This is a genomic window from Methylobacterium sp. SD274, from assembly GCF_017355285.1.
Taxonomy (GTDB): Bacteria; Pseudomonadota; Alphaproteobacteria; order Rhizobiales; family Beijerinckiaceae; genus Methylobacterium.
This window is the reverse complement of sequence record NZ_JADIJP010000009.1, coordinates 1-11,770: the sequence shown is the minus strand read 5'-3', so window position 1 is coordinate 11,770 and position 11,770 is coordinate 1. Positions and strand designations below refer to the sequence as shown.

Here is an 11,770-nt window from a genome sequence, read left to right as displayed (position 1 = left end):
GGCCGATGCATACCGGGACCTACGCCGAGCGCCGCTCGCAACTGACCACCTATTTCGACCGTACCGCGGTGGAGGCCTGGGCGCGCCTCACCACCGACGCCCCGGTCTCGAAGATCCGCGCCACCGTGCGGGCCGGCCGGGACGCTATGCGGGCGAACGTCTTCTCCTGGCTGCCCGAGGATCTCACCGGCCGGCGCATTCTCGATGCCGGCTGCGGGACGGGAGCCCTCAGCGTCGAGGCCGCCCGGCGCGGGGCGGAAGTGGTCGCCATCGACGTATCGCCGACGCTGGTGGGCCTCGCCCGCGAGCGCAGCGCCGAGCTGCTCGGCGGCCACCATATCGACTTCCGCGTCGGCGACATGCTCGATCCCTGGCTCGGGCGCTTCGACCACGTGGTGGCGATGGATTCGCTCATCCATTACAGCGCCAGCGACATCGTCCGGGCGCTCGCCGAATTCGGCCTGCGGACCGACGGATCGCTGGTCTTCACCGTGGCCCCGCGCACGGCGCTCCTCACCCTGATGCACGCCGCCGGCCGGCTCTTCCCGCGCGGCGACCGGGCGCCCGCCATCGTGCCGATCACCGAGTGCGGCCTGCGCCGCCGGATCGGCGGGGAGGCCGCACTCGCCGGGTTCGCTGTGGGGCGGACACAGCGGGTCAATAGCGGGTTCTACCTGTCGAACGCCGTGGAGTTGGCGCGGAAAAGCCCTCCCCGCATCGCTGGGGAGGGGGGAACCGTGCCATGAAACCCGCCGACCTCACCGCCCGCCTGCTCACGCGCCTCGGCCCCGGCCTGATGCCGTTCCTGCCCTTCGCCGACGCGGCGACGCCGGAACTGCCGCTGGGGCGGCTGCTGCGGCTGTCGCTGTTCCAGGTGACGGTGGGGATGGCCGCCGTGCTCCTCATCGGCACGCTGAACCGGGTGATGATCGTCGAACTCGAAGTCCCGGCCTGGATCGTGGCGGTGATGCTGTCGCTGCCGCTGGTCTTCGCCCCCTTGCGGGCCCTGGTGGGGTTCCGCTCGGACACCCACCGCTCGGTCCTCGGATGGCGCCGCGTCCCCTACATCTGGTTCGGCACCCTGCTGCAGTTCGGCGGTCTCGCCATCATGCCGTTCGCGCTGCTGATCCTGTCCGGCGACACCACCGGCCCGGCCTGGCCGGGCCATGTGGCGGCGGCGCTCGCCTTCGTCATGGTGGGGGCCGGCCTCCACACCACCCAGACCGTCGGCCTCGCGCTCGCCACCGATCTCGCCCCCGCCCATGCGCGACCGAGGGTCGTGGCGCTCCTCTGCGCGATGCTGCTGGCCGGCATGGTGGTGAGCGCGGTCGCCTTCGGGCTGCTGCTCGCGAACTTCTCCGCGATCCGCCTGATCCAAGTGATCCAGGGCGCGGCCCTGGTGACGATCCTCCTCAACGGCATCGCCCTGTGGAAGCAGGAGGCGCGGCAGCCGGGGCGGACCGCCAGGGACCTGCCGCGTCCGAGCTTCTCGCAATCCTGGTCAGCCTATGCCGGCAGCGGCTTGGCGCGACGGCGTCTCGTCGCCACCGGGCTCGGCACGGCGGCCTTCTCGATGCAGGACATCCTGCTCGAACCCTATGGCGGGCAGATCCTGCACCTGCCGGTGGCCGCCACCACGGCGCTCACCGCGATGCTCGCGGCCGGAGGCGGAGTCGGCCTGTTGCTCGCGGCGCGCTGGCTCGGCCGGGGCGGCGATCCGTTCCGGGTCGCGGCGGCCGGCAGCGTCGTCGGCATCGTCGCCTTCTCGGCGGTGATCTTCGCCGCGCCCCTCGCCTCGGCCCAGCTCTTCACCACCGGCGTCACGCTCATCGGCCTCGGCGGCGGTCTGTTCGCGCACGGAACCCTCACCGCCTCCATGGCGAAGGCGGGGCCGGAAGAGACCGGGCTCGCGCTGGGCGCCTGGGGCGCCGTCCAGGCCAGTGCCGCGGGCATCGCCATCGCGGCGAGCGGCATCCTGCGCGATATCGGTTCCAGCCTCTCGGCCTCCGGAGCGCTGGGCGAGGCGATGAGCGACCCGTCGGTGGGCTACCTCATCGTCTACCACATCGAGATCGCCCTGCTCTTCGCGACGCTGCTGGCCATCGGGCCCCTCGTCCGCGATCCGACCACCCGCCTCAGGCAGGGGCGCGCCCTCCTGCCGACCCCCGTTTCCCGTCAAGGAGCCTGACCATGCAACGAGGTGAAATCACGGGTTACATCGACGTCGCCCAGGTCGTGCTCTATGCATTCTGGATCTTCTTCGCCGGCCTCGTCTTCTATCTTCGGCGGGAAGACCGGCGCGAAGGCTATCCGCTGGAGAACGAAGTGGCCGGACGCCTGAAGCGGCCCGACCCGATCCTGATCCCGAGCCCGAAGCAGTTCCTGCTCTCGAACGGCCTGGTGAAGACCGCGCCGCAGACCGACATGCAGCCCGCCCGGAACTACAGCGGCCACAAGCGCGAGATCTGGCCCGGAGCCCCGATGGAACCGGATGGCGACGGGCTTCACGACCAGATCGGCCCCGGCTCCTATGTCGACCGCGACGACCATTACGACCGGACCTGGGACGACGAGAAGCGCATCGTCCCCTTACGCGTCGCCGAGCATTTCGTGGTGCACGAGGATGGTCCCAACCCGATCGGCATGACCGTGTTCGGGGCCGACCGGAAGGTGGCGGGCATCGTCAGCGACCTCTGGATCGATCGCGGAGAGTCGATGGTCCGCTATGTCGAGGTCGAGCTCGCCGGGGGCGGGCGCCGGGTGCTGATGCCCAACACTTTCTGCCGGACGGGCCGGTTCACCCGCACCGTGAAGACCGAGGCGCTACTGGCCCATCAATTTGCGGACATCCCCGGCCAGAAGGACCCGGATTCGGTGACCCTCTACGAAGAGGAGCGGATCATGGCCTATTTCGGTGCCGGCACCCTCTACGCCACGGCGGACCGCCAGGAGCCGTTCCTGTGAGCCGCGCCGCGAGACACCGCCCCGGCGTTCCCGCCAACGCCTTCGACGCTCCGCCCGGCTTGCCAGCACCGCTGCCGCCCGGTGAGCATATCCTCTGGCAGGGCCGCCCCTGCGGCTTCGGCATCGCCGCCCGGGCCCTGCATATCCGCCTCGTCGGCCTCTGGTTCGTCGGACTGGCCCTCTGGGCGGCGATCCCGCCCCTCGCCGAGGGCGACCTCACCCAGGCCGCGCTGGTGGCCGGGCCGACCCTCGCTGTCGGCAGCGGCGCGCTGGCCCTGCTCAGCCTGCTCGGCTGGCTCTCCGCCCGCTCGACCACCTACACGATCACCAATCGCCGGGTGGTGATGCGGCTCGGCATCGCCCTGCCGATGACCCTCAACCTGCCTTTCACCCTGATCGAGAGCGCCGGCTGCAAAGTTTTTACAGATGGCAGTGGTGATCTGCCTTTACGGCTGCGAGCCGGCAACCGCGTCGCCTACCTTCATCTCTGGCCTCACGCCCGGCCATGGGCCCTTTCACGACCTGAACCGATGATGCGATCGGTGCCGGAGGCAAAGCAGGTAGCCGAAATCCTCGCCCAGGCTCTGTCAACTGTACTTGACACAACAGAGGAAACTGCGGCTCCTATCGTGGTCGCGCGGAAACGGCAGGTACGTCCTCCGCGCCTCGCCAACGCGAGTTGAATGCAGGGAGGAGACGCGATGACGGCGAAGGCTGATGCCGCCCGGATTCCGCGACCGCTGGTCATCGGGGCGCTCGGGCTCATGGGGTTCGTGACCGTCGTAGTGGGGGTCGGCCGCAGCGAGGGGATTGGCCTCTCACACATGCCGCCGGCCCGGATCGTCCGCTCTGTCGATCTGACCCCGGATGACCGCGCCGACGGCGCCATCGTTATCCGGGATGCCTGGACCCAGGACGTCATCACCATCGTCGAGCCCGGCCAGGACAATTTCGTCCGCGCCACCTTGCGCGGCTTCGGCCAGGCCCGCCTGCGCGCCGGCCTCACCCGAGACCAGCCCTTCCGCCTGACGCGATTCGCCGATGGCGGCCTCGAACTCTCCGACCCGTCCACCGGACGCGTGGTCAATCTCGGCGCTTTCGGCCCGTCGAACTTCGCAGCCTTCATCAGGCTCCTCGCCGATACGAGACTTGCCGACAGCGGAGCGGTGCGATGAGTGCTTGGTTCGGACGGCGGATCGTCGAGGTGCCCTGCACCGTCGAGATCGAGCAGACCCCCGAGACGCTCCACGCCCACGTGACCCTGGACGCCACGTTCGAGATCGAACCCGGAGACGAGGTTCAGGTCCACGACGCGCCCACCTCAGTTCCCTATGGCGAGCGACTCGTTGTCAGCCGCACCGCCACGATCACCCGTGCCGGCATCCTGGAGCGGATCTGGACCAAATTCGCCGGCCATTTCGAGCTCACCGAACTCTACGAAGTCAGCTTCTCAGAGAGGAGGCGCCTGTGAACGTCTCGATCCAGCACCAAGGCCCGAAGGGCGTCACGCCCAAGCTGCCCATGAACGAGGGCACCAAGGCCGCCCAGGAGACGACCTTCCTCTCACCCCGCTTCTACACCACCGATTTCGAGGAACTCGACCGCACCGATGTCGAGCCCGTGCGCAAGCAATGGGACATCCTGATCGCGGAACTCCGCGCCGACCCGAACAAGCGCCACTTCACCCGCAACGAGGAGTTCGACCTCGACATGTCCGGCCTCGACCCGGACCTGCGCAAGGAATTCATGGATTTCCTCGTCTCCTCGATCACCGCCGAGTTCTCCGGCTGCGTGCTCTATGCAGAGATGAGGAAGCGCGCCAAGAACCCAGACATCCGCGAGTTGTTCGGCTTCATGAGCCGGGACGAAGCCCGCCACGCCGGCTTCATCAACGACGTGCTCAAGGATTTCGGCATCGGCGTCGATCTGGGCTTTCTCACCAAATCGAAGAAATACACGTTCTTCCGCCCGAAATTCATCTTCTACGCCACCTATCTCTCCGAGAAGATCGGCTACGCTCGCTACATCACCATCTTCCGCGAACTGGAACGCAACCCGGAAAGACGTTTCCACCCGATCTTCAAATGGTTCGAGAAGTGGTGCAACGACGAGTTCCGTCACGGCGAGGCCTTCGCCCTGCTCATGCGCGCCAACCCGAAGCTGACTACCGGCATCAACCGCTACTGGATCAAGTTCTTCCTGCTCGCCGTCTTCGCGACGATGTATGTGCGCGACCATTGCCGGCCGCATTTCCACAAGGCGCTGGGGGTCGATCCGACGGATTACGATTTCAAGGTGTTCCGGATCACCTCCGACATCTCGAAACAGACCTTCCCGCTCACCCTCGACCTCGACAATCCGAAGTTCAAGGCGGCCCTCGACCGGCTCCTCGTCTGTTCGACCAAGCTCGCGGACGCCAAGGCGCAGGGCGGGATCGTGGGGAGGCTCAAACAAGGCGCCTTGATCGCGGCCTCGGCGGTCAACTTCGTCCGGCTCTATGCCCTGCCGACCATCGACAACCCGATGCCGGCCGAGATCCGACTCGAGCCGGTCTGGTAGCGTGGGCGCTTATGCGGTCCCCGCACTCTACGCGATCGTTGTCTGGTGGTTCTCCACCGGACTGATCCTGCTTCTCGACCTCAAACCCCGGCACACCCATGCCTGGAGCATGGCGGGAGCGACCCTGGTGCTGGCCGGCGCCGTCTGGGCCATCGCCCGAAGCGTCGGCGACACGAGCGAGGCGGGGGCCTATATCGCTTTCACCGGAGCGCTGCTGGTCTGGGGCTGGCAGGAGATGAGCTATTACATGGGCTTCGTGTCCGGCCCGCGTGCCGTCGGATGCGCGCCGGGCACGCGAGGCCTCGCTCGATTTCGGGCGGCGGTGGCCACGAGCCTGTGGCACGAGGCGGCGATCGTCGCCGGGGGAGCGGCCATCCTCGCCCTCACCTGGGGCGAGCCAAACCGTTTCGCCATGTGGACCTATCTCACCCTCTGGGGGATGAACCTCTCCGCCCGGCTCAACATGTTCCTGGGCGTACGCAACCTCAATGCCGAGTTTCTCCCCGAGCATCTCAGCTACCTCTCGTGCTTCCTCACCAGGAAGCCGATGAACATGCTGTTCCCGGTCTCGGTCGCCGTCGGGACAGCGCTGACGGTGGCGATCGGGCTGGCCGCCATCGACGAGCCGGCACTGCCACACGATGTCGTGGGCCTGACCATTCTGACCACCATGCTGGCGCTCGCCACCCTGGAACACGGGTTCCTGATGCTGCCGCTGCCCTCCGCCGCCCTTTGGAGCTGGAGCCTGCCCTCGGGCAAGAGGCCGTCCCTGCGCGCCGAACCAGCGCCGGTGCATCCCCGCGACCGTGCCTGATCCCCTCGATCCGCCTTCCCTGATCCAAGCCCCGACCGCGCGCTTCCATATCGGACGGGTCGGCGGAAACACGCCGCGCCGATCGAGTGAGCAAATTATTGGCGATTCAAAGCGTCAAGTTGAGTTGACACCCATGGGCACTCGATGGTCAAAAAAGCTGCCGGGACAAGGCAAGGCGTCGCTCGTTCAGACAGGTCGCCGCTCGTTGGGGAAAGGGACGCCATGAACTACGAGACATTCTTCGGGAACGAGTTGGCCGGTCTCCACCGCGAGGGCCGCTACCGCGTCTTCACCGATCTCGAGCGCCAGAACGGCCGCTTCCCCCACGCCACTCATCACAGCCCAGGCGGCGAGCGCCCGGTGACGGTCTGGTGCTCCAACGACTATCTCGGGATGGGCCAGAACCCAGTCGTGCTCGACGCCATGCACGAGGCCCTCGACCGCTGCGGCGCCGGGGCCGGCGGCACTCGCAACATTTCCGGCACCAACCATTACCACGTGCTTCTGGAGCAGGAGCTCGCCGACCTCCACCGCAAGGAAGCGGCCCTGCTCTTCACCTCCGGCTACGTCTCGAACTGGGCGGCGCTGGGCACGCTGGCCGGCAAGCTGCCGGGCTGCGTCGTGCTGTCGGATGCCGAGAACCATGCCTCGATGATCGAAGGCATCAAGGCCTCCCGCGCCGAGCGGCACATCTTCCGCCACAACGACCCGGAAGACCTCGACCGCAAGCTGCGGATGATCGACCCGGCGCGGCCCAAGCTCGTGGCCTTCGAGTCGGTCTATTCCATGGACGGTGACATCGCGCCCATCGCCGAGATCTGCGACGTCGCCGAAGCCCACGGCGCGCTCACCTATCTCGACGAAGTCCACGCGGTCGGCCTCTACGGCCCGCGCGGCGGCGGCATCTCCGAGCGGGAGGGCCTCGCCCATCGCCTCGACGTCATCGAGGGGACGCTCGGCAAGGCCTTCGCGGTGCATGGCGGCTACATCACCGGCTCGGCCAAGCTCTGCGACTTCGTCCGCAGCTTCGCCTCGGGCTTCATCTTCACCACCTCACTGCCCCCGGCGGTGGCCGCTGGCGCGGCGGCGAGCATCCGCCATCTCAAGGCCAGCGGCAGCGAGCGCGAGCGCCACCAGGAACGCGTCGCCAGGGTCCGGACCCGGCTCGACGCCGCCGGCATCCCCTACCTCCCCAACGACAGCCACATCGTGCCCGTGATGGTCGGCGACCCCGTCCTGTGCAAGGCGATCAGCGACACGCTGCTCGACGAGTTCGGCATCTACGTCCAGCCGATCAACTACCCCACCGTGCCGCGCGGGACGGAGCGCCTGCGCATCACCCCGTCGCCGCTGCATTCGGACGCCGACATCGACCATCTGGTGGGAGCGCTGGCGGCGATCTGGACGCGGATGGGCGTGGAGCAGGCGGCGGCGGAGTAGCATTCCCCTCTCCCCGCCGGGCGGGGAGAGGACCTCGTCCTCCCCCTGTCGGGAGGCGAGGTGAGCCCGGCAGGGCGAAGGTGAGGGGGGCCCTCCGGATGGGGCTCCTTCGACAGCGCCCCCTCACCCTTGGCTGCCGCCTCGTTTCGGACCCGACAAGGGGTCCGAAACCCTCTCCCCGCCTGCGGGGAGAGGGGACCATCCAGAGCTTGAATCGGGTCACCGGGAGACTGTCGATGATCGTCAACGGAACGGCCCGAACCGCATCACTTCCGTCACACGCCCACCCTCGCCCCGAGAAACCGGAGGGCGACGCGAGCCAAGGCATCCTCCGGAGGCCCCGAGGCGACCCGGAGCCCTCCTTCACGGCCCCGCCCGTCACCTTCCCGTTCTCCGCCATCGTCGGCCAGGATGAGATGCGGCGAGCCCTGATGATCGCGGCGGTGGACCCCATCGTGGGCGGCGTCCTCGTCTTCGGCGACCGGGGCACCGGCAAGTCCACCGCGATCCGGGGCCTCGCCGCCCTGCTGCCGCCGATGAAGGCGGTGGTCGGCTGTCCCTATTCCTGCGATCCCGCCAAACCCGCCGGCGAATGCCCGCATTGTTCCGGACGCGCCGACGCGAGACGAAGCCACCTCGCGCCGGTGCCGGTGGTGGACCTGCCGCTCGGTGCCACCGAGGACCGGGTGGTGGGCGCGCTCGACCTCGAACGGGCGCTCACCCGTGGCGAGAAGGCGTTCGAGCCGGGGCTGCTGGCCCGCGCCAATCGCGGCTTCCTCTATATCGACGAGGTCAACCTCCTCGACGATCACCTCGTCGACCTGCTCCTCGACGTGGCAGCCTCCGGGATCAACACCGTGGAGCGCGAGGGGTTGAGCGTCCGGCACCCGGCGAAATTCGTTCTGGTGGGCAGCGGCAACCCGGAGGAGGGGGAGCTACGGCCCCAGCTCCTCGACCGGTTCGGCCTCGCCGTGGAGGTGACAACCCCGACGGACCTGCCCACCCGCATCGACGTGGTGCGCCGGCGCGACGCCTATGAGCGCGACCCCGCGGGGTTCTGCGCCAGCTATGCCAAGGCCGACCGGGCGCTGCAGAAGCGCCTGACCGCCGCCAGGGCGCGCCTTCCCGGGCTCGACGTTCCCGACGCGACCCTGGAGGTCGCGGCCCGGCTCTGCCTCGCTCTGGGCACCGACGGCCTGCGGGGCGAGCTGACTTTGATGCGCACCGCCCGGGCGCTGGCCGCCTATGAGGGGGCCGACACCGTGGGAATCGAGCATCTCCGGCAGGTCGCGCCGTCGGCCCTGCGCCACCGCCTGCGCCGCAACCCGCTCGACGAATCCGGCTCCACCGCCCGCGTCGCGAGGGCGGTGGAGGAGGTGCTGGGCTCGTGAGCGAGAGCTCGGCGATCTGGGCCGACGCCCTGCGTATCGCCCGGCTCGTGGCCGCCGACCCGCATGGCTGCGGCGGCGTGGTGGTGCGCGCCGGGGCCGGCCCGGTGCGCGACCGCTGGCTCGACATCGTTCGCGAAAACCTCAATCCCGGCAAGCCGTTACGGCGGATGCCGGTGGGGATCGCCGAGGATCGGCTGATCGGCGGGCTCGACCTCGCGGCGACGCTTGCGGCCGGGCGGCCGGTGGCCCAGGCCGGGCTGCTGGCCGAGGCCGATGGGGGACTGCTCGTCGCCGCGATGGCGGAGCGGATGGGGCAGGGCACCGCCGCGCATCTCGCCGCCGCCCTCGATACCGGGCGTCTGAGGGTGGAGCGGGACGGGCTGGCGGAGACCCGGCCGGCGAAGGTAGGGCTCGTCCTTCTCGACGAAGGGATCGGCGAGGACGAGGCAGCCCCGGCCTCCCTGGCCGATCGGCTGGCCTTCCATATCGACCTCACGACCGTGCCGCCGAGCGCCATGCGAGGGGTGCTTCGACCGCCATGCGACGGCCTTTCGCCGGAATCCGACAAGCCGCCGCATGGCGGTGCGCCGAGCGGCCACGATCCCGTCGCGGAGCTGAGCGAAGTGGCGGCCCGGCTCGGCATCGCCTCGCTGCGCGCGCCGCTCCTCGCCCTCCGGGTGGCCCGCCTCCTCGCCCGGCTCGACGGGCGCGCCGAGACCGCCGAGGCGGATGCGCGGGAGGCCGCGCGCCTCGTCCTCGGCCACCGCGCCACCCGCCTGCCGGAACACGAGTCGGCCCCCGGGGAGGAGCCGGAGGAGGGCGAGCCATCTCCCCCCGAACAGGCGCCCGCCGAACAGCGGGAGCCCGGCCCCGACCCGGAGGAGGGCACCGGACAGGCGAGCGAGGACCGCATCGTCGAGGCCGCCCGCGCCGCGATTCCCGCCGGGCTCCTGGCGATGCTGATACGGGACGGGCCGCGCCTGCGAATGCCCAAGGCCGGCAAGGCCGGGGCGAAGGCTGTCTCCGCCCGTTCCGGCCGCCCCATGGGCGCGCGGCCGGGCGATCCGCGAAGGGCCCGGCTCGATCTCATCGCGACCTTGCGCGCCGCTTCCCCCTGGCAGGGCCTCCGCCGGCGGGCGGAGGGGGGCGGCACCTGTCTCATGATCCGCCCCGACGACATCCGAATCACCCGGTTCCGGCAGCGGACCGAGACCACGACGATCTTCACCGTCGACGCCTCCGGCTCCTCCGCCCTGGAGCGGCTGGCCGAGGCCAAGGGGGCCGTCGAGCTCCTCCTCGCCGAGGCCTATACGCGGCGGGACAAGGTCGCCCTGGTGGCGTTTCGGGGGGCCGGCGCGGAGCTGGTCCTCGCGCCGACGCGCTCCCTGGTGCGGGCGCGGCGCGGGCTCGCCGCCCTGCCCGGAGGCGGGGGGACCCCGCTCGCCGCCGGCATCGACGCCGCCGGAAAGGTGGCCCTCGGGGTCCGGCGCGGCGGCGGGACGCCGGTGGTGGTGATGCTCACCGATGGACGGGCCAACGTCGCCCGCTCAGGCATCGCCGGGCGGGAGCGCGCGGGCGAGGATTCGCTGAAAGCCGCCCGCCTGTTCCGCGAGGCGGATGTCCGCGCCATCCTCATCGACACGGCCCAGAGGCCGCAGGATTCGGCGCGCCGCCTCGCCGCCGCCATGGGGGCGCGCTATCTGCCCCTGCCCTATGCCGATGCTGGGGCGATGAGCGCCGCGATCCGGTCGGCGAGGGAATAAAGGGTTCCAGCATGCGCGCGCCCGCCGAACGACCCCGCTGGGAGAGCGAGGGCGCCGACTGGCCGCACCGGGAGGCGAGCCGCTTCGTCACGGCCTCCGGCCTCTCGTGGCACATCCAGGAGATGGGGGCGGAAGGGGCCCCGACCGTGCTGCTGCTCCACGGCACGGGGGCCGCCACCCATTCCTGGCGTGGGCTGATGCCGCTCCTGGCGACGCGGTTCCGAATCGTTGCCCCGGACCTGCCGGGCCACGGCTTCACCGACCCGCTCCCCGCCGCGCGGCTCTCCCTGCCGGGGATGGCGAGCGCCCTGAGCGACCTCCTCGACAGCCTCGCCCTCCGCCCGAAACTGGTCGTCGGCCATTCGGCGGGGGCGGCGCTCCTGGTCCGGCTCTGCCTCGACGGGCGGATCGCGCCCGATCTCCTGGTGGCGCTCAACGGCGCGCTCACCCCGTTTCCCGGCCTCGCCTCGGTGCTGTTCCCCAGCATGGCGCGGCTGCTCTTCCTCAACCCGGTGACGCCCAAACTCTTCGCCTGGACCGCCGACCGCCCGGCGGTGGAGCGCCTGATTCGCGGCACCGGCTCGCGCCTCGACCCCCAGGGGCTCGATCTCTACCGCCGCCTGTTCCGCACACCCGGCCACGTGGCCGGGGCCCTCGGCATGATGGCGAACTGGGACCTCGCCACCCTCGACCGCGCCATCCCCCGCCTCGCCACCCCGACGCTCCTCGTGGTCGGCAGCGAGGACAAGGCCATCTCCCCCGACACCGCCTTCGCCCTGAAGACACGCCTGCCCCACGCCCGCGTGGAGTTGCTGCGCGGCCTCGGCCACCTCGCGCAT

12 protein-coding genes are annotated in these 11,770 nt (G+C 70.0%); all 12 read left to right on the top strand.

Annotated elements, in window-relative coordinates; translation table 11 throughout:
- Nucleotides 1-5 precede the first annotated feature (5 nt).
- Complete coding sequence (gene bchM, locus IPV08_RS10020) at nucleotides 6-746, top strand: magnesium protoporphyrin IX methyltransferase (RefSeq protein WP_207411754.1); 741 nt, start codon at nucleotides 6-8, stop codon at nucleotides 744-746.
- A complete protein-coding gene (locus IPV08_RS10015; RefSeq protein WP_207411753.1) occupies nucleotides 743-2,188 on the top strand; it encodes a BCD family MFS transporter in 1,446 nt (481 codons plus the stop codon). Before bchM ends, IPV08_RS10015 begins: the two co-directional genes overlap by 4 nt.
- Before the next feature lie 2 nt (nucleotides 2,189-2,190).
- Nucleotides 2,191-2,964, top strand: a complete 774-nt coding sequence (puhA, locus tag IPV08_RS10010; protein ID WP_207411752.1) for a photosynthetic reaction center subunit H — start codon at nucleotides 2,191-2,193, stop codon at nucleotides 2,962-2,964.
- The gene (gene puhB, locus IPV08_RS10005; protein WP_207411751.1) at nucleotides 2,961-3,647 is read left to right on the top strand and encodes a photosynthetic complex putative assembly protein PuhB; all 687 of its coding nucleotides are present in this window, start codon (nucleotides 2,961-2,963) and stop codon (nucleotides 3,645-3,647) included. Before puhA ends, puhB begins: the two co-directional genes overlap by 4 nt.
- An 18-nt stretch (nucleotides 3,648-3,665) precedes the next feature.
- The gene (gene puhC, locus IPV08_RS10000) at nucleotides 3,666-4,139 is read left to right on the top strand and encodes a photosynthetic complex assembly protein PuhC (protein WP_207411750.1); all 474 of its coding nucleotides are present in this window, start codon (nucleotides 3,666-3,668) and stop codon (nucleotides 4,137-4,139) included.
- Nucleotides 4,136-4,435, top strand: a complete 300-nt coding sequence (locus IPV08_RS09995; protein WP_207411749.1) for a hypothetical protein — start codon at nucleotides 4,136-4,138, stop codon at nucleotides 4,433-4,435. Before puhC ends, IPV08_RS09995 begins: the two co-directional genes overlap by 4 nt.
- A 50-nt stretch (nucleotides 4,436-4,485) precedes the next feature.
- Entirely contained in the window at nucleotides 4,486-5,523 is a 1,038-nt protein-coding gene (gene acsF / locus IPV08_RS09990; RefSeq protein ID WP_207411858.1) for a magnesium-protoporphyrin IX monomethyl ester (oxidative) cyclase, read from the top strand.
- A gap of 1 nt (nucleotide 5,524) precedes the next feature.
- A complete protein-coding gene (gene puhE / locus IPV08_RS09985) occupies nucleotides 5,525-6,337 on the top strand; it encodes a putative photosynthetic complex assembly protein PuhE (RefSeq protein WP_207411748.1) in 813 nt (270 codons plus the stop codon).
- A gap of 222 nt (nucleotides 6,338-6,559) precedes the next feature.
- Nucleotides 6,560-7,777: a 5-aminolevulinate synthase gene (gene hemA / locus IPV08_RS09980; protein ID WP_056425295.1), complete on the top strand. Its 1,218-nt coding sequence runs from the start codon at nucleotides 6,560-6,562 to the stop codon at nucleotides 7,775-7,777.
- Between the two features lie 230 nt (nucleotides 7,778-8,007).
- Nucleotides 8,008-9,168: a magnesium chelatase ATPase subunit I gene (gene bchI, locus IPV08_RS09975; protein WP_207411857.1), complete on the top strand. Its 1,161-nt coding sequence runs from the start codon at nucleotides 8,008-8,010 to the stop codon at nucleotides 9,166-9,168.
- Complete coding sequence (locus tag IPV08_RS09970; protein ID WP_207411747.1) at nucleotides 9,165-10,931, top strand: magnesium chelatase subunit D; 1,767 nt, start codon at nucleotides 9,165-9,167, stop codon at nucleotides 10,929-10,931. Before bchI ends, IPV08_RS09970 begins: the two co-directional genes overlap by 4 nt.
- An 11-nt stretch (nucleotides 10,932-10,942) precedes the next feature.
- Nucleotides 10,943-11,770, top strand: an 828-nt coding sequence (gene bchO, locus IPV08_RS09965) for an alpha/beta fold hydrolase BchO (RefSeq protein ID WP_207411746.1), incomplete at its 3' end; no start/stop codon positions are given.

Coding starts and splice junctions, on each gene's coding strand:
- bchM (WP_207411754.1), top strand. CDS start 6: ATGCATACCGGGACCTACGCCGAGCGCCGCTCGCAACTGACCACCTAT.
- IPV08_RS10015 (WP_207411753.1), top strand. CDS start 743: ATGAAACCCGCCGACCTCACCGCCCGCCTGCTCACGCGCCTCGGCCCC.
- puhA (WP_207411752.1), top strand. CDS start 2,191: ATGCAACGAGGTGAAATCACGGGTTACATCGACGTCGCCCAGGTCGTG.
- puhC (WP_207411750.1), top strand. CDS start 3,666: ATGACGGCGAAGGCTGATGCCGCCCGGATTCCGCGACCGCTGGTCATC.
- IPV08_RS09995 (WP_207411749.1), top strand. CDS start 4,136: ATGAGTGCTTGGTTCGGACGGCGGATCGTCGAGGTGCCCTGCACCGTC.
- acsF (WP_207411858.1), top strand. CDS start 4,486: ATGAACGAGGGCACCAAGGCCGCCCAGGAGACGACCTTCCTCTCACCC.
- hemA (WP_056425295.1), top strand. CDS start 6,560: ATGAACTACGAGACATTCTTCGGGAACGAGTTGGCCGGTCTCCACCGC.